The organism is Sphingomonas sp. Sphisp66, assembly GCF_047324325.1.
In the GTDB taxonomy this organism is placed as follows: domain Bacteria; phylum Pseudomonadota; class Alphaproteobacteria; order Sphingomonadales; family Sphingomonadaceae; genus Sphingomonas.
This window is the reverse complement of sequence record NZ_CP168508.1, coordinates 246,333-269,181: the sequence shown is the minus strand read 5'-3', so window position 1 is coordinate 269,181 and position 22,849 is coordinate 246,333. Positions and strand designations below refer to the sequence as shown.

26 protein-coding genes and 1 riboswitch are annotated in these 22,849 nt (G+C 67.8%); of the genes, 11 read left to right on the top strand and 15 right to left on the bottom strand.

Going from position 1 to position 22,849, the window contains the following annotated elements:
- Nucleotides 1-37: 37 nt before the first annotated feature.
- The 3 genes from glpD to ACEN8G_RS01295 are packed head-to-tail and all read left to right on the top strand — an operon-like array spanning nucleotide 38 to nucleotide 2,206.
- A complete protein-coding gene (gene glpD / locus ACEN8G_RS01305; protein ID WP_413415295.1) occupies nucleotides 38-1,489 on the top strand; it encodes a glycerol-3-phosphate dehydrogenase in 1,452 nt (483 codons plus the stop codon).
- The gene (locus ACEN8G_RS01300) at nucleotides 1,486-1,815 is read left to right on the top strand and encodes a hypothetical protein (protein ID WP_413415294.1); all 330 of its coding nucleotides are present in this window, start codon (nucleotides 1,486-1,488) and stop codon (nucleotides 1,813-1,815) included. Before glpD ends, ACEN8G_RS01300 begins: the two co-directional genes overlap by 4 nt.
- Nucleotides 1,816-1,873: 58 nt before the next feature.
- On the top strand, nucleotides 1,874-2,206 hold the full coding sequence (locus ACEN8G_RS01295; protein WP_413415293.1) for a PilZ domain-containing protein: 333 nt from the start codon (nucleotides 1,874-1,876) through the stop codon (nucleotides 2,204-2,206).
- 2 nt (nucleotides 2,207-2,208) lie between these two features.
- Here the strand turns inward: ACEN8G_RS01295 and ACEN8G_RS01290 are convergent, their stop codons facing one another.
- From ACEN8G_RS01290 to ACEN8G_RS01275, 4 genes are all read right to left on the bottom strand, one after another.
- Nucleotides 2,209-2,856 (bottom strand): hypothetical protein, encoded by a 648-nt coding sequence (locus ACEN8G_RS01290; RefSeq protein WP_413415292.1) that lies wholly within the window; start codon nucleotides 2,854-2,856, stop codon nucleotides 2,209-2,211.
- 188 nt (nucleotides 2,857-3,044) lie between these two features.
- Nucleotides 3,045-4,046, bottom strand: coding sequence for a pectinesterase family protein (locus tag ACEN8G_RS01285; RefSeq protein WP_413415291.1), 1,002 nt, complete (start codon nucleotides 4,044-4,046; stop codon nucleotides 3,045-3,047).
- The gene (locus ACEN8G_RS01280) at nucleotides 4,043-4,645 is read right to left on the bottom strand and encodes a TIGR02466 family protein (protein WP_413415290.1); all 603 of its coding nucleotides are present in this window, start codon (nucleotides 4,643-4,645) and stop codon (nucleotides 4,043-4,045) included. Before ACEN8G_RS01280 ends, ACEN8G_RS01285 begins: the two co-directional genes overlap by 4 nt.
- A complete protein-coding gene (locus ACEN8G_RS01275) occupies nucleotides 4,645-6,180 on the bottom strand; it encodes an aminoacyl--tRNA ligase-related protein (RefSeq protein WP_413415289.1) in 1,536 nt (511 codons plus the stop codon). The genes ACEN8G_RS01280 and ACEN8G_RS01275 overlap by 1 nt, the downstream gene beginning before the upstream one ends.
- Before the next feature lie 209 nt (nucleotides 6,181-6,389).
- Here ACEN8G_RS01275 and ACEN8G_RS01270 point away from each other — a divergent pair, with 209 nt between their 5' ends.
- Both ACEN8G_RS01270 and ACEN8G_RS01265 read left to right on the top strand, forming a co-directional pair.
- Nucleotides 6,390-7,184, top strand: coding sequence for a hypothetical protein (locus ACEN8G_RS01270; protein ID WP_413415288.1), 795 nt, complete (start codon nucleotides 6,390-6,392; stop codon nucleotides 7,182-7,184).
- Nucleotides 7,185-7,234: 50 nt separating this feature from the next.
- Nucleotides 7,235-8,140, top strand: a complete 906-nt coding sequence (locus ACEN8G_RS01265; RefSeq protein ID WP_413415287.1) for a DMT family transporter — start codon at nucleotides 7,235-7,237, stop codon at nucleotides 8,138-8,140.
- Nucleotides 8,141-8,297: 157 nt separating this feature from the next.
- Here the strand turns inward: ACEN8G_RS01265 and ACEN8G_RS01260 are convergent, their stop codons facing one another.
- A complete protein-coding gene (locus ACEN8G_RS01260; protein WP_413415286.1) occupies nucleotides 8,298-8,876 on the bottom strand; it encodes a DUF938 domain-containing protein in 579 nt (192 codons plus the stop codon).
- Entirely contained in the window at nucleotides 8,873-9,385 is a 513-nt protein-coding gene (locus tag ACEN8G_RS01255; RefSeq protein ID WP_413415285.1) for a CcdC protein domain-containing protein, read from the bottom strand. Before ACEN8G_RS01255 ends, ACEN8G_RS01260 begins: the two co-directional genes overlap by 4 nt.
- Nucleotides 9,386-9,510: 125 nt before the next feature.
- Here ACEN8G_RS01255 and ACEN8G_RS01250 point away from each other — a divergent pair, with 125 nt between their 5' ends.
- Nucleotides 9,511-9,984, top strand: coding sequence for a methyltransferase family protein (locus ACEN8G_RS01250; protein ID WP_413415284.1), 474 nt, complete (start codon nucleotides 9,511-9,513; stop codon nucleotides 9,982-9,984).
- A gap of 16 nt (nucleotides 9,985-10,000) precedes the next feature.
- Here ACEN8G_RS01250 and ACEN8G_RS01245 read toward each other — a convergent pair whose 3' ends face one another.
- Entirely contained in the window at nucleotides 10,001-10,327 is a 327-nt protein-coding gene (locus ACEN8G_RS01245) for a phage tail protein (RefSeq protein ID WP_413415282.1), read from the bottom strand.
- A gap of 99 nt (nucleotides 10,328-10,426) precedes the next feature.
- On the opposite strand from ACEN8G_RS01245, the gene ACEN8G_RS01240 reads away from it, so the two are divergent.
- A complete protein-coding gene (locus ACEN8G_RS01240; RefSeq protein WP_413415281.1) occupies nucleotides 10,427-11,338 on the top strand; it encodes an oxygenase MpaB family protein in 912 nt (303 codons plus the stop codon).
- A 117-nt stretch (nucleotides 11,339-11,455) separates the two neighbouring features.
- Here ACEN8G_RS01240 and gcvPB read toward each other — a convergent pair whose 3' ends face one another.
- The 5 genes from gcvPB to ACEN8G_RS01215 all read right to left on the bottom strand — a co-directional run bounded on the left by gcvPB (nucleotide 11,456) and on the right by ACEN8G_RS01215 (nucleotide 17,184).
- On the bottom strand, nucleotides 11,456-13,030 hold the full coding sequence (gene gcvPB / locus ACEN8G_RS01235) for an aminomethyl-transferring glycine dehydrogenase subunit GcvPB (protein ID WP_413419265.1): 1,575 nt from the start codon (nucleotides 13,028-13,030) through the stop codon (nucleotides 11,456-11,458).
- On the bottom strand, nucleotides 13,027-14,385 hold the full coding sequence (gene gcvPA, locus ACEN8G_RS01230; RefSeq protein ID WP_413419263.1) for an aminomethyl-transferring glycine dehydrogenase subunit GcvPA: 1,359 nt from the start codon (nucleotides 14,383-14,385) through the stop codon (nucleotides 13,027-13,029). Before gcvPA ends, gcvPB begins: the two co-directional genes overlap by 4 nt.
- 122 nt (nucleotides 14,386-14,507) lie before the next feature.
- A complete protein-coding gene (gene gcvH / locus ACEN8G_RS01225) occupies nucleotides 14,508-14,879 on the bottom strand; it encodes a glycine cleavage system protein GcvH (protein ID WP_307119846.1) in 372 nt (123 codons plus the stop codon).
- Entirely contained in the window at nucleotides 14,879-16,042 is a 1,164-nt protein-coding gene (gcvT, locus tag ACEN8G_RS01220; RefSeq protein ID WP_413418441.1) for a glycine cleavage system aminomethyltransferase GcvT, read from the bottom strand. Before gcvT ends, gcvH begins: the two co-directional genes overlap by 1 nt.
- A gap of 160 nt (nucleotides 16,043-16,202) precedes the next feature.
- Nucleotides 16,203-16,340, bottom strand: a riboswitch (glycine riboswitch).
- A gap of 193 nt (nucleotides 16,341-16,533) precedes the next feature.
- The gene (locus tag ACEN8G_RS01215; RefSeq protein WP_413418443.1) at nucleotides 16,534-17,184 is read right to left on the bottom strand and encodes a hypothetical protein; all 651 of its coding nucleotides are present in this window, start codon (nucleotides 17,182-17,184) and stop codon (nucleotides 16,534-16,536) included.
- A gap of 105 nt (nucleotides 17,185-17,289) precedes the next feature.
- On the opposite strand from ACEN8G_RS01215, the gene ispH reads away from it, so the two are divergent.
- The 4 genes from ispH (at nucleotide 17,290) to ACEN8G_RS01195 (ending at nucleotide 21,197) form a co-directional block, all read left to right on the top strand.
- Entirely contained in the window at nucleotides 17,290-18,243 is a 954-nt protein-coding gene (ispH, locus tag ACEN8G_RS01210; RefSeq protein WP_413418440.1) for a 4-hydroxy-3-methylbut-2-enyl diphosphate reductase, read from the top strand.
- A gap of 133 nt (nucleotides 18,244-18,376) precedes the next feature.
- Nucleotides 18,377-19,333: a homoserine kinase gene (gene thrB / locus ACEN8G_RS01205; RefSeq protein WP_413418438.1), complete on the top strand. Its 957-nt coding sequence runs from the start codon at nucleotides 18,377-18,379 to the stop codon at nucleotides 19,331-19,333.
- Nucleotides 19,330-19,770 carry a ribonuclease HI gene (gene rnhA, locus ACEN8G_RS01200; RefSeq protein WP_413418436.1) on the top strand — a complete coding sequence of 147 codons (441 nt, stop codon included), beginning with the start codon at nucleotides 19,330-19,332 and terminating at the stop codon, nucleotides 19,768-19,770. The genes thrB and rnhA overlap by 4 nt, the downstream gene beginning before the upstream one ends.
- 65 nt (nucleotides 19,771-19,835) lie before the next feature.
- The gene (locus ACEN8G_RS01195) at nucleotides 19,836-21,197 is read left to right on the top strand and encodes a 50S ribosomal protein L11 methyltransferase (RefSeq protein WP_413418434.1); all 1,362 of its coding nucleotides are present in this window, start codon (nucleotides 19,836-19,838) and stop codon (nucleotides 21,195-21,197) included.
- A 9-nt stretch (nucleotides 21,198-21,206) separates the two neighbouring features.
- On the opposite strand, the gene ACEN8G_RS01190 is transcribed toward ACEN8G_RS01195, so the two are convergent.
- From ACEN8G_RS01190 to ACEN8G_RS01180, 3 genes are all read right to left on the bottom strand, one after another.
- A complete protein-coding gene (locus ACEN8G_RS01190; protein ID WP_413418433.1) occupies nucleotides 21,207-21,911 on the bottom strand; it encodes a DUF6683 family protein in 705 nt (234 codons plus the stop codon).
- Between the two features lie 108 nt (nucleotides 21,912-22,019).
- A complete protein-coding gene (locus tag ACEN8G_RS01185) occupies nucleotides 22,020-22,376 on the bottom strand; it encodes an STAS/SEC14 domain-containing protein (RefSeq protein ID WP_413418431.1) in 357 nt (118 codons plus the stop codon).
- A gap of 41 nt (nucleotides 22,377-22,417) precedes the next feature.
- Nucleotides 22,418-22,840 carry an acyl-CoA thioesterase gene (locus ACEN8G_RS01180; RefSeq protein WP_413418429.1) on the bottom strand — a complete coding sequence of 141 codons (423 nt, stop codon included), beginning with the start codon at nucleotides 22,838-22,840 and terminating at the stop codon, nucleotides 22,418-22,420.
- Between the last annotated feature and the right edge of the window lie 9 nt (nucleotides 22,841-22,849).

Sequence of the window (22,849 nt, the reverse complement as noted above, 5' to 3'; positions counted from 1 at the left end):
ACTCGCGAGCCGCATGCCAACGCCGTAGCGTAGCACCGTGACATATGACCTGCTCATCGTCGGCGGCGGGATCAACGGGTGCGCGATCGCCCGCGAGGCCTCGCTGCTCGGCCTCAAGATACTGCTCGTCGAGAAGGACGACCTGGCCGGCCATACCAGCTCGGCCTCGACCAAGCTGATCCATGGCGGGCTGCGCTATCTCGAGACCTATGAGTTCCGCCTGGTCCGCGAGGCACTGCACGAGCGCGAGCGGCTGCTCGAGGCAGCGCCGCACCTGATCCGCCCGCTCACCTTCGTCCTGCCGCACGCCCATGCGCTGCGGCCCTGGTGGATGGTACGGGCCGGCCTCTATCTCTATGACGCGCTGGCAATCGGCAGCAACTCCACCCTGCCCCGCTCCCGCGACCTGACCGCCAGGGACAAGGCCTTCACCGATCCGCTCGCCGGCGCGCATCGCGGCTTCGTCTATTCGGACTGCCGCGTCGACGACGCCCGCCTCACCCTGGCCAATGCCGTGGACGCCGCCGCCCACGGCGCCGAAATCGCCACGCGCACCGAATTGCTGAGCGCCCGGCGCGAGGGCGGAAGCTGGCGCGCCGAGCTGTCCAACGGGCGCACCGTCGAGGCGCGCGGGCTGGTCAACGCGGCCGGTCCCTGGGTGCGCAAGCTGCTCGACACGCTGGCTATCGCTAATCATTCGCAGATCCGGCTGGTCAAGGGCAGCCACATCGTCGTCCCCAAGCTTTTCGACGGTGACCATGCCTATATCCTCCAGCAGCCCGATCGGCGGATCGTCTTCGCCATCCCCTATGAAGGCGAATTCACCGAGATCGGCACCACCGACATCCAGGTCGACCGGCCCGAGGATGCGATGTGCACCGAGGAGGAGAAGACCTATCTCTGCGAGTCGGTGAACCGCTATTTCACCCGCCAGGTCACGCCCGACGACATCGTCTGGAGCTGGTCCGGCGTGCGGCCGCTGCACGATGACGGAGCGGCCAAGGCGCAGTCGGTGACCCGCGACTATGTGCTGGAGCTCGATCAGGACGGCCCACCCCTGCTCTCGATCTTCGGCGGCAAGATCACCACGGCGCGGGCCCTGGCCGAGGACGCATTGGCGAAGATCGGGCCGGTGCTGGGCGCCACGGTCGAGCCTGTGACCCGCGCCCGGGTCTTCCCCGGTGGCGCGATCGCCGACTTCGACAAGTTCGTCGCGCAAGCCAAAGCCCGCTGGCCCTTCCTGGGCGACGCGCGGGCCGAGCGCATGGCGCATGCCTATGGCTGCTGCCTGGGCGACATGCTGAAGGGCGTGACCGACTTGGGCGAGGACCTGGGTGCCGGGCTTACCGCCACCGAGATACGCTGGATGCGCGACCAGGAATGGGCCCGCACCGCCGAGGACGTGCTCTGGCGCCGGAGCAAGCTGGGGCTGCACGCCGGGCGGGAGCTGGCGGCGAAGGTCGAGGCGATATTGAAGGAGCAATCATGATCGCCACGCTGGCCGCGCTCGCGCTAGCCGTGCAGCCGCAATGCCGAACCGTACATGGCCGACTATTCGCCGCGAACGGCAATCCCGCCTTGCGCATCTGGGTCATCGGCACTCGGCGCATGCTCGGCGTCGATGTCGATCAGGATCTCTCGCTCGCCCAGCTCCCGGCCAATGTCCGCCGGCTCTGGCTCCCGGCAGGCGACCTGTTCGGCACAAGCGTCTATGGCGACTTCCAGGTCTGCTCCCGGGAACCGCAACGGCCCGGCAAGATGCAGAAGGTTCGCGTCGCCCACGCCCGCAATCTGGTGCTGAGGCCGGATCACTGATCGCCTTAAGTGCTTGTTAAACCGTCCAAGGCAGGGTGCGCGCCGGGGCGGAGAGAGAATGGCGACCAAATTCTCGCAATATCGGGCTGTGGCGCCCGCGCTTGTCGAACAGCGCGGGGCGACGCGGCATCGCATCCTTGTCACCCGCGCCACCGTCACCAAGCGCGGCAACCGCCCGGTCGAGGCGATGCTTCACGACCTCTCGGTCTATGGCTGCCGGCTCGCCTGCGCCGTCGCCCATGGCGAAGGCGACCGGGTGTGGCTGGCCCTGCGCGACGACCAGCCGGTGCCCGCCACCGTGATATGGAACGACGGTGCCCATATCGGCTGCCGCTTCGACGACCCGATCGAGCGCAGCCTGGTCCGCCAGCTCACCCTGGTGATCTGCTGAGATCAGAAGATCTCGGCGAATTCCGTACGCACCTTACAGAACAGGCTCGGACGGGATACGGTCTTGGCGCCGCGCGTCAGCTCCCAGCGAACCTGCTTGCACTTGAAGGGCCCCACCGGCTCTTCCGAAGTCACCGTCAGCCTGCCCGTCGCCGCGCGGCTCTTCCATGACCAGCTCTGGTTCAGCGCGAGCCCTTCAACGAACTTCGGGAACGGGTTGAACACACCCTTGTTCGGCAGGTGGCGCTGGGGCCAGTCCTCATAGTCATAGCCGCCCTCGCAATCATTGCAGGACACCCGGCCGAACAGGTCGAACGCCTTCTTCTCCGCTTCCATGGCTGCGGAGAATTTATAGTCGCGCGGGCTGTAGACCTGCTCGTTGATGTTGAGCGGATAGGGCTCCACACCGGTCGCCGGATAGTTGAGGGGGGCCTTGCCCGGCTTGTCCGCGGGGGCGTCAGGCTGGCTGGCCGGCGTGATGGTCACGTCCTCGGCCTCGCCCTCCTTCGAGCCGACGACCCGACTTACATCGGCCGCAGCGCGGGCGGCACGGGTCGCCTTGCCCAGAAGACCGCCAAGGGACTGCGCCGCGGCGGACGGCGATACGAGCAAGGCCAGCGCGAGCGGCACGGCGACGGGGATCGAACGCATGGTCACTCCTGTGAAAGGACAGTGCGCGCTAGCGTCGGGTTCGGCCCGATACCCGCATTGCACGACGGACCCCGCCCGGAAGGCGACCAAAGCGGACGGGTGCGACGAGCATCCGCGCTCATTCGCCCAGTACGGAAACAGACGAAATCCTACATTGCAACCAGATCCGTCACCCCGACGACTGGGGTCTAGAAGCCGATCACATTCGCCCGGGTGAAGCGGCGCGCCTCCTCCGCCGTCAGCAGCTTGCGGTCGGCCCCTGCCACGCCGGCCCCCGGTCCCTTACTCGCATATTCGTAGAGCCGCGCCTCGGGCGGGGTCAGGCGGCGCTTGTCGCCGTCGGCACCCTTGTAGCCCATCCAGGTCCAACCCTCACGCCGGATATGGGCGTCCATCCAGCAGTTCAGGAACGCCGCCTGGCCGAGCAGCGCCATGTTGCCACCGGCACGCCAGGGCCGGCCGAGCCAGGTCGAGTTGGCGGGCACCCCCGGCTCGCGCTTCAGCCGGCAATCGGCGAAGACCAGCCCGAACTCCTGCGCCGCCGGGGTGCTCGGCGCGGCGACGAAGCCGAAGCTCTCGGCACCCGGCACATAGCGGGTGACGATCTCGCAGCGCTCGAACCACGCCGCGGCTCCGCCGAAGATGAAGTCCACCCCGCCGACGATGCGGCTGTCGGTGACCAGGCTACGGGTGTGGAGGTAGAATGTGTCCTGATAGCCGAGCAGGGTGCAGCGATCGACCACGGTGCGGTCCGCCTCGCGGCCGATCGCCAGCGCCACGGCCTGGGCGCCGTTGCCGGAACCGTCACGCCGGGCACCGATATAGTCGAAGCTGTTGCGAATGGTCAGGCCACGCAGGGTGACGTCCGGCGCCGCGATGGTCAGCGTTCCCGAGCCGCCGGTGCCCCAGGTCCCGCCGCCGGGCTTCGGCGTGCCGGCCGCGGTACCGTATTCGAGCACGGTGCCCGGCGAGCCCTGGATCGTCACCCCGGCTGCCCGGACCGTCAGCTTCTCGGTGAAGATGCCGGGCCTGAGCAGGATGCGATACGGACGCCCTGCCCGTTCCGCCTCGGCCAGTGCCTTGCCGAGGGTGCCGGTGGCGGGATCGACCACCGCGTCCCATGCCTCGCCCGCCTTCGCCGCGAGCGGCAGGCTCAGCGCGCCGGCAAGGAAGGCGCGCCGGCCATTCATCCCCAGCGATAGTTGAAGCTGATGCTGATCCGCGGCTCCTTGCCCGCGCCGGCCGGGACCTCGTGGCGCAACCAGCTTTCCCAGAGCAGCACGGTGCCGGGCTCGGGGATGATCTCGATGAAGCTCTGCAGCGCCTCGGGTGCATCCTCCAGCCGCGGCGGGGCGGCCATCATCATCGCCAGCCTTGGGTCTTCGAGCTTGAGGCCGCGCGAACCCTTGGGCAACGCGACATAGAGCGTGCCCGAGACGACACTGTGCGGATGGATATGCGCGCCATGCCCGCCCTTGCCGTCGAGCACGTTCACCCAAAGGCTGTCGAGCTTGAGCTTCTTGCCGCCGAGATCGAAGGCGCAGGCCTTGGCGAATTTGGCGACATGCTTGTCGAGCAGGCGCTTGAGGTCCGCGAAATTGGGGTCGCGGATCGGCAGGTCGTCGAGCGAGGCGTAGCTGGTGTACCCGCGATAATGGTTCTCGCGGCACCAGCGGCGGCCGGCGCTGTCGTCCTCGACGAGCTGGAGGCAGGAATCCTCCAGCGCGTCGAGGAGATCATCGTCGCCGAGCGGCTCTTGGTAGAGCAACGTGGCGAAAAGTGTGCGCATCAGTAAGCCCGCGCGACCAGGATCCGCTCTATCGCCGGCGCGCCGGTGAAGATGCAGGTGCCGGTGGCCGGCGCCGCGTTGCTCGCCACGTTGCGGAAGGTCAGCTTGAGCGCCTTGATCCGCTCGACCACCTTGTCGAGCTCGGTCCCGGTCGGCTTCGACCATTCGACTTCGACCCAGCCGGGGAACTTGCCGGCATTCTCGAAATAGGCCTCGAGCCCGGCAAAGTCGGTCACGTCGCGGACGATGTTGGCGTCGGTGCGGGCCTTGGCCTGCTCGAACAGCGCCTTCTGCACCGTCTCGAGCGTGCCGACGACATCGCCCAGGAATGCGTCGCGGGCGACGATCTGCGAGTTGAGCTTGCCGTCCTCCTTGTAGAGATCGGTGCGGACGGTGACCGAGACGTTGCCGCCGGCCATGTCGCGACCGCCGACCTCGATGACGATCGGGCAGCCCTTCTTGATCCAGCCCCAGCGCTTGGTGACGGCCTTGATCGCCTTGAGATCGAGCAGCGCACGCACGGGCTCGCCGAACGCGAACTGCTTCGACAGTTCCTGCTGCAGCGACTTGCAATAGTCGATCAGCGCGGCGTCCTCGTCATTGTCGCGCAGCATCGGCACGATCACGACCTGCCAGGGCGCCAGGCGCGGCGGCACGCGCAGGCCGTCGTCGTCGCCATGCGTCATGATCATGCCGCCGATCATCCGGGTCGACATACCCCAGCTGATCGTCTGGGCGAGCTCCTGCTGGCCTTCCGAATTCTGGAACTTGATGTCCTGCGCCTGGCTGAAGGTGGTGCCGAGGAAGTGGCTGGTGCCCGCCTGGAGCGCCTTGCCGTCCTGCATCATCGCCTCGATGCTGTAGGTCGAGACGGCGCCGGGGAAGCGCTCATTCTCGGGCTTCTCGCCGGCAACCACGGGCATCGCCGCGCAATCCTCGGCGAAGCTGCGATAGATCTCCAGCGCCTTCAGCGTCTCCTCGCGCGCCTGCTCGGCGCTGGCATAGGCGGCATGGCCTTCCTGCCAGAGGAACTCGCTGGTGCGCAGGAACATGCGGGTGCGCATTTCCCAGCGCACGACGTTCGCCCATTGGTTGATCTGCACCGGCAGGTCGCGCCACGACTGGATCCAGCGGCTGAAGCCAGCACCGATCACCGTCTCCGAGGTGGGGCGCACGATCAGCGGCTCTTCGAGCTTCGCGGCGGGATCGGGGGTGAGCCCGCCCTTGCCGTCGGAGATCAGCCGGTGGTGCGTGACGACCGCCATCTCCTTCGCGAAGCCTTCGACGTGATCGGCTTCCTTCTCGAAATAGCTCAGCGGGATGAACAGCGGGAAATAGGTGTTGTCATAACCCGCGCCCTTGATGCGGTCGTCGAGCAGGCGCTGGATCCGCTCCCAGATGCCATAGCCCCACGGCCGGATGACCATGCAGCCGCGCACCCCGCTCTCCTCGGCCATGTCGGCCTCGGTGATGACGGTCTGATACCATTGGGCGAAGTCGCCTTCGCGGGTGACGTTGAGCGCATGCTTGATCATGGCCGTGCCTCTAAAGTCGTGGCGCGCCCGCCGCAAGCGAGCCCGGATTCATTGAATCTCTTGAATCCCCATCGCGTGCGCGAAGCACCGGCGGGGCCAGCCTCGTGGTGACAAATCAAATCCTATTTTGCCAGCGCCTTCTCTCCCGAGCCCGCCGCTTGATTCGACGCCGCAGGCCGGCTCTACTGGTCGGCAGGGGGAATCGGGGCATGGAACAACGGGATGTGGCGCCGCGCGAAGTCTCGCGCACCGGGCTGGCGATCGGGATCGTCCTGCTGCTGCTCGCCACGCTGGGCATAGGCGGGGCCTGGTGGTTCGGCACGCAATTCAAGGAACAGGCGCAATCGCCCGAAGGCATCGCCGAATCGATGCTCAAGGACCGCACCGGCAAGGTCTTTTTCGAAGCGCTGCAGGACAGCTACCCGGAGGAGTTCGCCGCCTATACCGCCATGGTCTCGAAGCGGGTCCGCGAAGGCGCGACGCGCGAGCAGATCGGTCGCGAGAGCTTCGCCTGGATGCGCGCCTCGACGCTCCGCCACCGCGACGAGTTCGTCCAGGCACCGCATGGCGACCTCAACCTCTACCGCCAGATGGAGATCCAGCTGATCGAGACACTGCAGCAGCGCGATGTCGCCCTGTGCGACCGCTATGTGATGGGGACGATCACGAGCGGGGGCATCTATTCGCCCGAAGTGTCCGAACGGCTGGTCGAGCTTGCCGCCGCGCAGATCACCACCTCGGCGGCGGGACGCGACAAGCCGGTCCATCGCAAGGTCCCCAGGAAGGAGATCGCGAGGCCCGACGCGGTTGCCCTGGTGACGGCGATGCGGCGCGGCGGGATGAGCCAGTTCGACCTCGAAACCTGGGGCGATGCGGCACGCATGGCGCGGGCGCGGCCCGAGAAACGGTGCGCGATCGGCCTGCACGTGCTGCGCGGCATCACCAGCCTGCCCCATGAACAGGGCGACCGGATCACCGGCTGGCTCACCTACCAGCAGAGCTGAACGCCGCCTGCGCGATTGCCCCGGCGCGCGGTTTTCCCTAGCGCGCTCGGGTGGGCGACGATCATATCCTGAAGGGCATAACGCTGCGGCTGTTCGCGGTCGCCTGCCTCGCGACCATGTCGGCGCTGATCAAGCTGGCCGAGGCGCGCGGTGCCGGGCTGGTCGAGACGATGTTCCATCGCCAGTTCTGGGCAGTGCCGCTGGTGACCGCCTGGGTGGCGGCCGGGCCCGGGCTGGGATCGATCCGCACCAGGCGCTTCGGCGCGCATGTCTCGCGCACCGCAGTGGGCCTGACCGGCATGATCTTCACCTTCGGCGCGGTGCTGCTGCTGCCGCTGGCCGAGGCGGTGACCTTCCAGTTCACCGTGCCGATCTTCGCGACGATCCTGGGCGCGGTGCTGCTCAGGGAGCCGACCGGCTGGCATCGCTGGGGCGCGGTGGTGGTCGGCTTCCTCGGTGTGCTGATCGTCACCCAGCCATGGAGCGCGCATGTGCCACTGTTCGGCGCGGTGGTCGGCCTGCTCGCGGCGCTGTTCGTGGCGATCGTCGCGATCCTGCTCCGGCAGATCGGCAAGACCGAGGCGACGGGGACGACGGTTTTCTGGTTCTCGGTCCTGTCGGTGCCGGTGCTGGCGATCCCCTATGCCTTCCAGTTCAGGCCGCATGATCCGGCGACCTGGGGCATCCTGGTCGGGATCGGGCTGATCGGCGGCGTCGGTCAGCTGGCACTCACCGGATCGGTGCGCCACGCCCCGGTGAGCGCGGTGGTGCCGATGGACTATTCGAGCCTGATCTGGGGCACGCTCTATGGCTGGGCGATCTTCGGCATGTGGCCGAGCGGCTGGACCTGGCTCGGCGCGCCGGTGATCATCGCCAGCGGGCTGTACATCGTGTGGCGGGAAAGGAAGCGCGGCGTGGGGCCGGCGGTGACGAGTGCGGAGATGGAGCCGGTTTAGGGATGTTGGGGCAGACTTCCGCCGCCCCGCACCAGCCGTCTCCCTCACCCCAAGCCGTCATCCCGACGAAAGTCGGGATCTCAGGCGAGGGCGGGAGAAGAGCCGCACGAGATCCCGACTTTCGTCGGGATGACGGAGGAAGGCGCCGGGATGACGGCTATTTCCGATACACCAGCATCAGATTGTTCGCCGGCATCTCGACCAGCCGCGCCAGCGCCAGCCCCTGCACCGCCGCCGCCGCGCTCACCGCCTCGACGTAGCGCAGCCCGAAGCGCGGGTCCTTTTCCTTGAGCCACAGCTCGAACGCCTCGTTCGACGGCGCGGTCTCCACGTCCTCGCGGCGATAGGGGCCGTAGAGGATCAGCGGGGCGCCCGGCGCCAGCACCTTCCCCGCTCCGGCGAGCAGCCCGAGCGTCGCTTTCCAGGGGCTGATATGGACCATGTTGATGCACAGGATCGCATCCGCCGCGGGGAAATCCCCGGTGCTCGCATCGATCTCCAGCGGCGGCAGGATGTTCGCAAGCCCCTCGCTCCAGGCGGCGATCGAGGCGAGCGCGTCGGCGTCGGGATCGCTCGGCTGCCAGCTCAGCGCCGGAAAGCGGGCGGCGAACCAGGCGACATGCTCGCCGGTGCCGCTGGCGATCTCCAGCACCTTGCCCGTCGCCGGCAGTTCCCCGGCGAGCACCGCGGCGATCGGATCGCGGTTACGCTCGGTGGCGGGCGCGTGCCGCTTCATGCCGCGCGCGCTGCCTCGAGCAGGCGGCGGGCGCGCAGGAACATCTCGACGCGCTGCATCGTCAGCATGCCCAGCGCGAAGGCGATCAGCACGTCGGTCATCGCCATCACGTCGAAATGCATGCCGGGGATGCCGAGCGATTCGGCGTTGCGCGCGCCCATGCGGATCAGGATGAGGACGACGATGAAGGCCATCGCGGCGAGCGAGCCCTTTTGCGAGATCTCGTGCGTCTCCGGATCGACCTTGATGTGCATCATCCGGCCGCGTTGCCAGCCGAGCGCGGCGCCCGCGAGCAATGCAGCGGCGGCGATCGCCCAGGTCATCGGCGCGGGCGGGATGTTCCAGAAGGTGAAGCCGGCGATCGCGACGTACAGGGCAGGCACGACCCACAGCCACTCGACCTTCAGCGGACGCTCCCGGGTCAGCCGGCGCATGCGCAGCGCGACGACGACCAGGACGATGGCGATCGGAATCAGGTTGAACAGCGGATTGTGCTGGCCTTGCATCATTTCCCCCGGGAGCTTGAAAGTGACTTATACAAGCAATACACTATCCATGCCAGCCGAGTTGCGTGGCAAAGGCAAGAGGATTGCGCATGCGGACACGCCGGTCCATCAGGGCGCCCGGAGGGTTCATGGACGTCGATCAGGATAGTGCGGGCGTGAAATTCGCGCCGCCGGCCGCTTTCATCGGGACATTGGTGGTGGGACTGGCGCTCGGCAAGTTGCTGGGCAGCCCCGACCTGCCGCTCAACCACGCGACCGAGCGCGGGCTGGGCTCGCTGGCGACCTTGCTCGGCGTGGGCATCATGCTGTCCGCCCTCGGGCTGTTCCGCGCCGTGGGCACCGATCCCAAGCCGTGGAAGCGCTCGACCGCGCTGGTCACCGACGGCGTCTATCGCTGGTCGCGCAATCCGATGTATTTCGGCATGGCGCTGGCCTATGCCGGCATCGCGGTCTGGATGGACAGCCTGGTGACCCTCCTGCTGCTGATCCCGCTGCTGCTGGTGATCCAGCGCGAGGTGATCGAGCGCGAGGAGCTGTACCTCGCCGGCAAGTTCGGCGAGCGCTATCTCAGCTACAAGTCCGCCGTGCGGCGCTGGATCTGAGCCCTCGGCCCGGCGCTCAAGGGCGCCGGGGGAAGTCGCCACGGAACGCGATGCAGTAGCGCATGCGCTTTTCCTTATCGACCACCGGCTGCGGGATCGCCTTGCGCAGATCGGGCACCGCGAAGGTATTGGCGCCGTCGCCGCCATAGCTGTTGCTGAGCAGCGCAAAGAGCGCCTGCTGACCGCGGATCGGCAGCAGCCGGCCGTCCGCCTCCACCCAGCCGTCCGGGCAGAAGTCGAAGGCGATCAGACGGACTTCGCCGACGAATGCACCGTCCTGGGCATGGGCGGGCAGCGAGAAGGTGGCGGCAGCAAAGGCGGCCGCGAGCAGTGCGATCTTCATGTCGAATCCCCCAATGGATTTGGCGCGCAGGCTGCGCTGCCCGTCGCCCGCGGGCAATCCGCTTTTGAACGGTTCCGGGGCTATCGGCGTTGAGCCGGCATGGCCGCGCTTTCGCTTCCCACGCCCATGCTCCGCCGGATCGGCGCGGCGGCGGGCGAGATGATGGGCAGCGCGCCGGGCATGGACTTCGACTTTGCCGCGCCCAGAGGCGAGCCGGCGCTGGTGCCGGCGGACTCGGTATCGTGGCGGGTGTTCCGCAATCCCGTAACGCTGTTCGTCGGCGGCGTGGCGGCGGTGATCCTCGAGCTGACCGAGCCCGGCGTGCGCGACGGCGTGTGGCAGCATTCGAGCTTCCGCACCGATGCGCTCACCCGCCTGCGCCGCACCGGGCTGGCGGCGATGATGAGCGTCTATGGCCCGCGCAGCCGGACCGAGGCGATGATCGCCGGGGTGGTCCGCGCGCATGAGCGGGTGACGGGCGTCACCAGCGAGGGCATGCCCTATCGCGCGAACGATCCGGTGCTGCTCGACTGGGTGCAGGCGACCGCCTCCTATGGCTTCATCCGCGCCTATCACGCCTATGCGGAGGCGCTGAGCTATCGCGAGCGCGACAAGGCGCTGGCGGAAGGCGCGGTGGTGGCGCGGCTCTATGGCGCGACCGGCGCGCCGGCGAGCGAGGCGAAGATGGCGGCGCTGTTCGCGAAGATGGACGCGCGGCTGGTGGCCTCGCCGATCATCCACGAATTCCTGGCGATCATGCGCGCGGTGCCGGCGCTGCCGCGGGTGGCACGGCCGCTCCAGCATGTGCTGCTGCGCGCCGCGGTGTCGCTGCTGCCCGATGCGCTGATCGAGCGGCTCGGCCTGGAGGACTGGCGGCTGCGCCGGTTCGAGCGGCGACTGGTCCGCGCGGTGGCACGGGTAGCGAACCGGGTGCCGCTGCTCGATGCGCCGCCGGCCAAGGCAAGCGAGCGGCTTGGGCTGCCGGCGGACTGGTTGTGGCGGGACCGGTAATAAGCCCCTCCCCTTCAGGGGAGGGGTTTGGGGTGGGGCAGGTATCCCATCGAGACGGGGAGCCAGTTGACAGCCCCCACCCCAACCCCTCCCCTGAAGGGGAGGGGCTAGAGCAAGTTACTCCGCAGCCTCGGCCTTGGCCGGCGGCTTCCACGCCAGCACCGGCTTGCGCGCGGCGAGCGTCTCGTCGAGGCGGCGGCGCGGGGCGAAGTGCGGGGCGGTCTTGATCGTCGGGTCGCCATTCTTGGCGCGAGCAGCCACGCTGCGGAACGCGCCGATGAACTGGTCGAGCGTCGCCTTCGACTCGGTCTCGGTCGGCTCCACCAGCATCGCGCCGTGGACGACGAGCGGGAAATAGACCGTCATCGGGTGATAGCCCTCGTCGATCAGCCCCTTGGCGATGTCGATCGTCGAGAGCCCCTCGGGCAGGCCCCTGTCGCTGAAGATCGCCTCGTGCATGCACGGGCCGTACTTGGCGAAGGGCGCGTCGAGCACGTCGGTCATCGAGCGCAGGATATAGTTGGCGTTGAGCACCGAATCCTCGGCGACCTGGCGCAGGCCGTCCGCACCGTGCGACAGGATGTAGGTAAGCGCGCGCGTGAACATGCCCATCTGGCCGTTGAACGCGGTCATGCGGCCGAAGGTGCCGGCATGATGCTCGCCCGCGGTCTCTTCCTCGACGAGGTGGAATTTGTCGCCGTCCTTTTCGACGAAGGGCAAAGGCGCGTAGGGCGCCAGCGCCGCCGACAGCACGACCGGGCCCGAGCCCGGGCCGCCGCCGCCATGCGGGGTCGAGAAGGTCTTGTGCAGGTTGATGTGCATCGCATCGACGCCGAGATCGCCCGGGCGCACCCGGCCGACGATCGCGTTGAAGTTGGCGCCGTCGCAATAGACATAGCCGCCCGCCGCGTGGACCGCGTCCGAGATCGCCTTCATGTCGCGCTCGAACAGGCCGCAGGTGTTGGGGTTGGTGATCATCACGCCGGCGATGTCCGGCCCCAGCCGCGCCTTGAGCGCTTCGAGATCGACGCGGCCGTCCTCGGTGGCGGGGATGTCCTCGACCGAGAAGCCGGCGAACGCTGCCGTCGCCGGGTTGGTGCCATGCGCGCTGGTCGGGACGAGCAGGATCTTGCGGTCCTGCTGGCCCTGCGCGTCGAGCGCCGAGCGGATCGCGAGGATGCCGCAAAGCTCGCCGTGCGCGCCGGCCTTGGGGCTCATCGCCACGGCCTGCATGCCGGTGAGCGTGATCAGCCAGTGGGCGAGCTGATCGATCACTTCCAGCGCACCCTGCACCGTGTCGACGGGTGCAAGGGGATGGATGTCGGCGAAGCCCGGCAGGCGGGCCATGCGCTCGTTGAGGCGCGGATTGTGCTTCATCGTGCACGAGCCGAGCGGGAACAGGCCCAGATCGATCGCATAATTCTGGCGCGACAGGCGGGTGTAGTGGCGCACCGTCTCGGGCTCGGACAGGCCGGGCAGTCCGATCTCGGCATTACGCTCGAGGCCGCCGAGGCGCGAAGGTGCCGCGGGGACTTCGCCGAAATCGACGCCGGTAGTCTGCGACGAGCCGATCTCGAAGATCAGCGCCTCATCAAGCATCAGCGCGCGATTGCCGGTGAAGGTCGAGATGTCGCTGGCCTCGCCCGCTTCCGGAGTGGTGGGGCGCCAGCCGGACTGGTTGATCGTGCTCATGCCAGCACCTCCTGAAGCGCGGAGGCAAGCGTCTCGACGTCCTCCTGCGTAGTGGTTTCGGTCACCGCGACAATCAGGCCGTTCGCCAGATCGCCCGCACCCGGATAGAGACGGCCGAGCGACACGCCGGCCAGGATACCCTGATCGGCGAGCTTGCGGACCACCGGACGGGCTTCCTTCGAAAGCTTCAGCGTGAACTCGTTGAAGAAGGTCGGGGTGACCAGCTCGACACCCGGCACCTGGGCCAGGCGGTCGGCTGCGGCCGAGGCCGTGGCGTGGTTGACCACGGCGAGCTGGCGCAAGCCCTTCTCGCCGAGCAGCGTCATGTGCACCGACATGGCGAGCGCGCACAGCACCGAGCTGGTGCAGATGTTCGAGGTCGCCTTTTCGCGGCGGATATGCTGCTCGCGGGTGGAGAGCGTCAGCACATAGCCGCGCTTGCCCTCGGCATCCTGGGTCTCACCACAGAGCCGGCCCGGCATCTGGCGGACCAGCTTCTCCGAGCAGGCGAACAGGCCGACATAGGGCCCGCCAAACTGCAGGCCGACGCCGAGCGACTGGCCCTCGCCCACCACGATGTCCGCGCCCATCTCGCCCGGCGCCTTGATCGCACCGAGCGCCACCGGCTCGGTCACCACGGCGACGAGCAGCGCCTTCTTCGCGTGGCACGCTTCGGCGAGCTTCGACAGGTCGGCGATGCGGCCGAGGATGTCGGGATACTGGACCACGACACACGAGGTGTCGTCGTCGATCTGGCCGATCAGATCATCGGTGTCCGGGGTCGGGCTCAGCGTGGGGAGCGACGTGACCAGCTGGTCGCCGGTGAACTTGGCCATGGTCTCGGCGACCGAGACATAATGCGGGTGGAGGCCGCCCGAGAGGATCGCCTTGCCGCGCTTGGTGACGCGGCGGGCCATGGTGATGGCTTCCCAGCAGGCGGTCGAGCCGTCGTACATCGAGGCGTTCGCGACGTCGCAGCCGAGCAGGCGCGCGATCTGCGACTGGAACTCGAACATCATCTGCAGCGTGCCCTGCGCGATTTCCGGCTGATAGGGCGTGTAGGCGGTGAGGAACTCGCCGCGCTGGATGATGTGGTCGACGCTGGCCGGCACATGGTGGCGATAGGCGCCGGCGCCGAGGAAGAAGGGCGCTGCCCCCGCGGCGAGATTCTTCGCCGCCAGCTTGGTCATGTGGCGTTCGACGGCGAGCTCGCTGGCATGCATCGGCAGGCCGGGGATCGGACCATCGAGCACGGCGCTGGCGGGAACGTCGACGAAGAGATCGTCGATCGACTTCGCGCCGATGACGCCAAGCATCGCCTCGCGATCGGGCTGGGTAAGGGGCAGGTAGCGCATCAAAATCTCCCCCCTCCCTTCCAAGGGAGGGGCTGGGGGAGGGTGAGCGCCCCAAGCGGTTCGTTCGCGGAGAGGCACCCACCCTCGGCCCCCTCCCTTGGAAGGGAGGGGGAGTTAGAAGGTCACAGCTTCGAGACGTATTCCTGATAGGCGGAGTCGTTCATCAGGCTGTCGAGCTCGCTGGTGTCGGCGAGCGTCAGCTTGAAGAACCAGCCTTCGCCCTCGGGGTCCTCGTTGACCAAAGCCGGATTGTCGGCGAGCGCTTCATTGCCCTCGATCACGGTGCCCGAGACCGGCGCATAGACGTCCGAAGCGGCCTTGACCGACTCGACCACGGCGGCGTCGTCGCCCTTGCTCACTTCCTTGCCCTCTTCCGGGACCTCGACGAACACGATGTCGCCAAGCTGGCTCTGGGCATATTCGGTGATGCCGACCGTGGCGGTGTCGCCGTCGACGTCGATCCACTCATGATCTTCGGTGAAATAGCGGCTCATCAGGCTCCCTTTCTGACGTAACGGTGGGGGACGAAGGGCATCTTCACGACCTCCGCCGAATGGATCTTGCCGCGCTGGGCAAGGGTGATCTTCGTGCCCGGCTCGGCCTGGGCCGCGGGCACATAGGCCATGGCGATCGGCTTCTGCAGCGTCGGCGCGAAACCGCCCGAGGTCACCTTGCCGACCTCGTTGCCGTCGGCATCGACGACCAGCCCGCCCTCGCGGACCGGCTGGCGGCCCTCGACGATCAGGCCGACGCGCTTGAGGATCGGGCCGTTCTCGCGCTCGAGCATGACACGCGCATGGCCGGGGAAGCCGCCTTCCTCGCGCCGGCGCTTCTTGAGCGCGAAGCCGAGCGCGGCGGCGACCGGGGTGGTCTCGGTATCGAGGTCATGGCCGTAGAGCGGCAGGTCCGCCTCGAGCCGCAGCGAATCGCGCGCGCCCAGGCCGATCGGCTTGACTTCGGCCTGGGCGGTGAGCGCGTCGGCCAGCGCCTCAGCACCCTCCGCGGGCACCGAGATCTCGAAGCCGTCCTCGCCAGTATAACCCGAGCGGCTGATCCACAGGTCATGGCCCTGCCACTGGAAAGCGGCGCCCTGCATGAAGACCAGAGCCGAGACGCCGGGAATCACCCGCTCCAGCGCCACGGCGGCTTCCGGCCCCTGCAGCGCGAGCAGGGCATGGTCTTCCATGTGGTTGAGGCCGATCTCGTCGGCCAGGAACTCGCGGAAATGGGCGATGTCGTCCCATTTGCAGGCGCCATTGACGACCATGTAGACTTCGCCGTCCTGGATGCGGGTGAGCATCAGGTCGTCGAGGATGCCGCCATTCTCGGCCATCAACAGCGAATAGACCGGGTGCGAGAACTTCGCCGCCTGGATGTCGGCGGGCATCAGCGCTTCGAGCGCGGCTTCGACGCCTTCGCCGGTGAAGGTCAGCTGGCCCATGTGCGACACGTCGAACAGGCCGGCATGCTCGCGGGTCCAGACATGTTCGGCCATGATGCCTTCATACTGGACCGGCATCTCATAGCCGGCAAAGGGAACCATGCGGCCGCCCCTGGCGCGGTGCCACTGGTCGAGCGGGAGCGTGAGCAGCTCGGCTTCGCCCTCCCCGCCTTCGGGATCGCCGCTCAGGGTCTGGTCCTGGACTTGCTGGCTCATCGGGCACGCTCCGGATTCGAAGGGGATTCGACGGAGCAGCACGGAATCCTCGCGCGCCGTTCCATCGCCCCCTCTGTCACGGAACCTGAGAGCTTTCGCCAGCATGCTGGCTTACCCCTTCGGTGGGACGTGGCCTGGCCGCGTCCGCTTTCCAGAGTGTCGTGTACGCGCGGTCCCTTGTGCCTGAGAGATTCCGGGGCGGTTGCTCCTTCGGCGGTGGGATTCCTTTTGTTCCAATCGAACCGCCAGCAAGCTGGCTACGATTGGAAGGGACCCCACACTCTCCCGCGCGTGCCTGTCGACGGGGAGCAGCCTTGGCCGTGAGGGTGATTCGAGTCAACGACCAAACGCTCTTAAACTCCCCTCCCTGCAAGGGAGGGGTCGGGGGTGGGTGGAATGCTCGCGATACGGAAAGGCCCGGCGATACGGTTCCGTACCACCAGGCCTCTACCCACCCCTCGATCCCCTCCCTTCCAGGGAGGGGAAGGATCTTACCGCGTGACGTTGTACTTCAGCTGGTCCTCGGTCAGCTGGAAGCCGACCAGCGCCTCGAAGGTGGCGGAGAGCACCGCGCCGCGGACCGAGGGATCGGCCAGCGGGTCCATCGCCGCAGCCTCGTCGCCGGCCTTGCGCTTCTGGGTCAGGCGCTTGCGGACATCGTCGGGCAGCGTCGCGGCGCTACGCTCGACATAGGTGGTGGCGGTGCCGCTGGTCTGCGCACGCAGCTGGCCGGGCTCGAAATGCACGGTGACGCGGTTGATCCGCTTGGCGACCACCGAGCTGCCGCCGCGGACGACCGTGATGAAATAGGGGAAGCTAACGTCGCGCGCGCCATCGGCGCTCTGGCGGCGGGCCAGCACGTCGAACTTGACGGTGGTGACCACCTGCTGGCCGGCATCGTCGCAAGTCGAGGTGACGTTGGTCATCACCGCGTTGACGTCGATCGCGCTGGCCTCGCGGCTGTTGCCCGGATTGAAGATGGTCATGTCGCCCGTGCCGGCGGGAATCGCCACATGCGGGCAGGCCGAACGGATCGCCGTGATGCCGGCGCCGCCGCCGGAGGCGTCGATCTCGCCGGTTTTTGCGCAGGCGCCGAGCGCGAGCGGGATCAGGGCGACAACGGCGAGCTTGCGGACCAAGATGGAAACCCTTTCAAACACACGGGACCAGATCGGGTCCAAAGCGGCGCGCACCATAGGAACCGCGTTGAGCCCGCGCAAGCAATCGCGTAGAGCCGCGGCAGAACTATGGCCGACAATCCGAAACCCTTTCTCGAGCTGCTGATCGCAGCGCCCCGCGGCTTCTGCGCCGGGGTGGACCGCGCCATCCGGATCGTCGAGCTGGCGATCGAGAAATATGGCGCGCCCGTCTATGTGCGGCACGAGATCGTCCACAACAAATATGTCGTCGACAGCCTGAAGGCGCAGGGCGCGATCTTCGTGGAGGATCTCGACCAGGTGCCGGACGGCGTGCCGGTGGTGTTCTCCGCGCACGGCGTGCCCAAGGCGGTGCCGGCCAAGGCGGAGGAGCGCGGGCTCGACTATCTCGACGCTACCTGCCCGCTCGTCTCCAAGGTGCATCGCCAAGCCGAGCGGCTGGTGAGCGCGGGGCGCCACATCTTGTTCATCGGCCATGCCGGCCATCCCGAGGTGATCGGCACCTTCGGCCAGGTGCCCGAGGGCGCGATGACGCTGGTCGAGACGCCGGAAGATGCCGAGCGGGTGACGGTCGGCGATCCCGCCACCCTCGCCTTCCTCACCCAGACCACGCTTTCGGTGGACGACACGGCCGCGACCCTGGCGGTGCTCAGGCGCCGCTTCCCCGCGATCCTGGCGCCCGGGCCCAACGACATCTGCTATGCCACCACCAACCGCCAGGGCGCGGTGAAGGCGATCGCATCGTCGGTGGACCTGATGCTGGTGATCGGCGGCAAGAACTCCTCCAACTCGCTGCGCCTCGTCGAGGTCGCCGAGCGGCAGGGCACCACCGCCTATCTGATCCCGCGGGCCGAGGATATCGACTGGGCGTGGTTCGACGGCGTCGGCACGGTCGGCGTGAGCGCGGGCGCCTCCGCCCCCGAACTGCTGGTCCGCGAGCTGGTCGACAAGCTCTCCGAGCGCTTCGAAGTGAGCGAGCGCGAAGTCGAGACGGTGCCCGAGAACGTCGTCTTCAAGCTGCCGCGCGGGCTGGAAGCGGCCTGACCCCTACCCGTCATCCCCGCGAAAGCGGGGACCCAGCTCCTTTGCTCGCCCCAAGTACAACTGCTGTTGTATGCGCGGCCTATCCGGGAGATGGGTCCCCGCTTTCGCGGGGATGACGTTCAGAGGGGGCAGCGTGGCGGTCTACACACAGGTTTCGGCGGAAGCGCTGTCGGACTTTCTGGAGAAGTTCGACGTGGGCGAACTCGCCTCGGCCAAGGGCATCGCCGAGGGGGTGGAGAACTCCAACTATCTCGTCGACACGACGAAGAGCCGCTTCATCCTGACCCTGTACGAGAAGCGCGTGGCCGAGGGCGACCTGCCCTATTTCATGGCGCTGCTCGAGCATCTGGCGGACAAGGGCCTGCCCGTGCCGCCGGCGGTGCCGGACCGCGAGGGCACGCTGATCCACCAGCTGGAGGGCCGCCCGGCCTGCCTGATCCAGTTCCTGTCTGGCGTGTCCGTCTCGCACCCCACGCCTGCCCAGGCGCGCGCCGCGGGCGAGGCCTTGGGCAAGCTGCACAAGGCGGCCGCAGACTTCGCGCTCGACCGGCCCAATTCGATGGGCGTCGCCGAATGGCGCCCCTTGTTCGAGCGCTGCGGCCGCGATCTCGATGGCATCCAGCCGGGCCTCCACGACCGCGCGGGTGCCGCACTGGACGCGATCCTCACCGCCTGGCCGGCCGACCTGCCGACCAGCGCGATCCATGCCGATCTTTTCCCCGACAACGTACTGATGCTCGGCAACCGAGTGACCGGACTGATCGACTTCTATTTCGCCTGCACCGATATCCGCGCCTATGATCTGGCGGTGATGCATGGCGCCTGGGCGTTCGACGCGCGGGGCGAGAATTTCTCCCCCGAGGTCGGCGCGGCGCTGATCGAAGGGTACACGGCCAGCTTCGGGCTGTCCGACGCCGAGCGCGCCGCCCTCCCCATCCTGGCCCAGGGCGCCGCGATCCGCTTCTTCCTCACTCGCGCCTGGGACTGGCTCAACACGCCGGCCGACGCGCTTGTCACCAGGAAAGATCCGCTCGCCTATCTGCGCCGGCTGGACTTCTACGTGGAGAAGGGCGACGCGCTGTTCGCATGAGCGAACTGCAACATGTCGAAATCGCCACCGACGGCGCGTGCAAGGGCAACCCCGGCAAGGGCGGCTGGGGCGTGGTGCTGCGCATGGGGACGACCGAGAAGGAACTCTCGGGCGGCGAGGCGCACACCACGAACAACCGCATGGAGATGATGGCGGCGATCCAGGGCCTGAAGGCGCTCACCCGCCCCTGCCGCGTCACCCTCTCCACCGACAGCCGCTATGTGATGGACGGCCTGACCAAGTGGATCCACGGCTGGATGAAGAATGGCTGGAAGACGGCGGACAGGAAGCCGGTCAAGAATGCCGATCTGTGGCAGGAACTCCTCGCCGCCGCCAAGCCGCACCAGGTGAAGTGGGTCTGGGTGAAGGGTCATGCCGGCCATCCGGACAATGAGCGCGCCGACAAGCTCGCAAGCGACGCCGCAATCGGGATGTGACCGGCGGCGGCGATTGGCCTATCGGACGGTCTGCGCCTCGACATTGATATTCCAGGAAGAACGACGTGACCGATCCGGTTTCCACTGATCCCCTGACCGAGGCACGCGCAGCGCTCGCCGAAGCGATGGCCCTGCACGAGCAGGGGCAGCTCGAAGCCGCCGAGGCCGGCTATCGCAAGGTGCTGGCCCAGGGCTATCGCCCGGTGGACGTACTGCCTTTGCTGGCGGGCCTGCTCGGGCGCCTCACTCGCCCCGAGGATGCCCTCACCGCCTGGGACCAGTTGCTCGCGATCGAGCCCGACCATGCCGTGGCGCTGCACGAGAAGGGGCTGACGCTCCACTGGCTCGGCCGAACCGCCGAGGCGATCGCCACGCTCGAGCGCGCCGTTGCGGTCGATCCCGACAATGCGATCGCGATCGGCAATCTGGCCGTGGTACTGGCCGATGCCGGTCGAAACTTCGAATCCCTCCAACATTTCCGCCGCGCGCTCGCGCTGCAGCCCGACAATCTCCACCTGCGCCACCAGGTCCGGCGGCTCGGCTCGGGATCGGTGCCCTTCTGGCACATCCCGATGATGAACGACGTGCCGCGCAACGATGCGTTCGAGGACGCCATCAAGGCCGCGATCGGCGTCACCGGTCCCGATGCGCGGGTGCTCGACATCGGCGCGGGCAGCGGCCTGCTCTCGCTGATGGCGGCGCGGGCCGGGGCGCGGAAGGTGGTGGCGTGCGAGATGGAGCCGATGATCGCCGAGATGGCGCAGCGCATCGTCGCGCAGAATGGCTATGCCGACCGCGTCACCGTCCACGCCAAGCCTTCGACCGAACTCGCCGTGGGTGCGGAACTCGACGCACCGGCCGATATCCTGGTCTCCGAGATCCTGTCGAGCGACCTGCTGACCGAGAAGGTGCTCGACACCTTCGAGGACGCGCATCGCCGGCTGCTCGCGCCCGAGGCGATCGTGATCCCGCGCGCGGCGAGCGCGATGGGCTGCCTGGTGGCGAGCGAGAATTTGGCCGACTATGCCTTTGTCGGCGCGGTCTCGGGATTCGATCTTTCCGCCTTCACCGCCTTCGCGCCGCAGCGCCTGCCGATCCACGGCACGATGACCGGATGGGAGCGCCTGTCGGGCGACCTGGAACTCGTCCGCCTCGATCTCACCCAGAAGAAGCACGACGCCACGCTCGCACGGCTGTCCATTCCGGTCACCGCGAGCGCGCGCGCGATCGGCATCGTCCAGTGGATGCACATCGACCTGTGGGAAGGCGTGTCGTTCGACAACCATCCCGATCGCTACACCGATGGCGGCTGGCTTCAGGTGCTGCACAGCTTTCCCGAGCCGATCGACGTGGTGGCGGGGCAGACGCTCGACATCGCGGTCGGCCATGACCGGATCACGCTGATCCTGTTGCCACTCACCGAATAGACTGGCCGATCAGCGGCTCGACAGGCCCTCGGCGCCGAAACGCATGCGATCGGGATCGAGCCCGAGCCGCGCGAGATTGGCCCGGCCCGACGCCTTGAGCCGGGCACTGGCGGCGGGATCGGGCTTCTGTTTGAGCTCGAGGACAGCGGTCGCGGTGAACATGCCGGTGACCGCGAACATCTCGTAGAGCTTCTGCTTCTCGGCATCCGAGGCGCCGGCGATCCCGGTTCCGCTCTGCAGCAGGGTGCGCATCTGCGCGATGAGCGGGCGGGCCTGGTCCGGCTTCACTTCCACGCCGGTGACCGCCTCGTAGCTGGTGGCGACATAGAGCGCGAGCGCGGTCGGCAGGTCGTTGTGCGGCTGGCCGAACATCTTCTCGATCGCGCCGAACTTGCCGAGCAGCTGACGGAAGACGTCTGCGACTTCGCCGCGCCTGGCCGCCGGATAGGCCGCCGCCATGGCCGGGATCGCCGTCGCCTCGGGCGTCGAGGTGAACTGCAACGCCTTGGCAGGCGTGGGCACGGGCTTAGCGGGTTGCCGGGGCGCGGGCTCCGCCTTGTTGCCGAGCAGCGCCTTGGTCCGCGAGACGATGGTGCTGGCGTTCAGCGCATTGTTGAAGGCGCCGCCGTCCATCAGATAGACGTTGACCATGTCCTGCGCCCGGGCAGGCGCGGCGGCGAGCAGCCCCGCGCCGATGAGGATGGCCGTACCCATTCGAACCATGATCGTCCTCCTGCTCGCGCGAGCATAGCGGGACGGGAAGTCGGTCACACGGCGAACGAGCGCGGCCCGCCGCAGCGGCGCGCCCGTTCATCGTGCGCTTCAGCCGCGGCGGAGCAGCCAGGTGAGCGCGCTCTCGGCGCGACCGAAGATGCGCAGATAGGGCTGGGTCATCTCGCGGCGGATCTGCATCCGGGCGATCGCGCTTTCGGTGACCACGGCGATGCGGCTCGCCACCGGGAAGCCGGCAAAGTGGCGGCGAAAGGCCGCGACGGCTTCCTGCGCCTGCACGCCGCTGCGCCGCATGTCCATGCGCAGCAGATAGCCGGGCGCGAAGCCCTCGGCATCGAACTGGTCGCGCAGGCGGCGGGCATAGTCGCCCACGGCATCGGGCTCGAACATGGCGAGCCACTCGATATCGAGCAGATTCAGCTCTTTACGGAAGGCAACCCGGTACATGGCGCCGCTCTCGCAGGGAAAAGTTAAGGGACTCTGGACCGTCAGTCGTCGGATTTGACGAAGAACTTGTCGATCACGTCGCGCGCCAGCCGCGCCGGGCGCAGCGTCTCGGCATCGAGGCAGCACCAGCTCGACTTGACCTCGGCCAGCACCTCGCCGCCGCGGCGGATCACCGTCTCGTAGAAGGCGCGCGCGCCCTGGACCTTCTCGAGCAGCACCGTGGCGACCACGTCGTCCTCGAGGAACGCCGGCTTGCGATAGGTGATCTCGTGCTTGAGCGCGACCCAGAGATGCTCGGCCACCGCCTCGACCGGCGCCAGCGCCTGCCAATGGGCGATCACCGCTTCCTGCACCCACTTCAGATAGGACGCGTTGTTCACATGCCCCATGAAGTCGATATCGTCCTGGGCGACGTCGATCGGGAATTCATAGGGAAGCGCGGTGCCGGACATGCCCTGCATCATAGTGCAAAC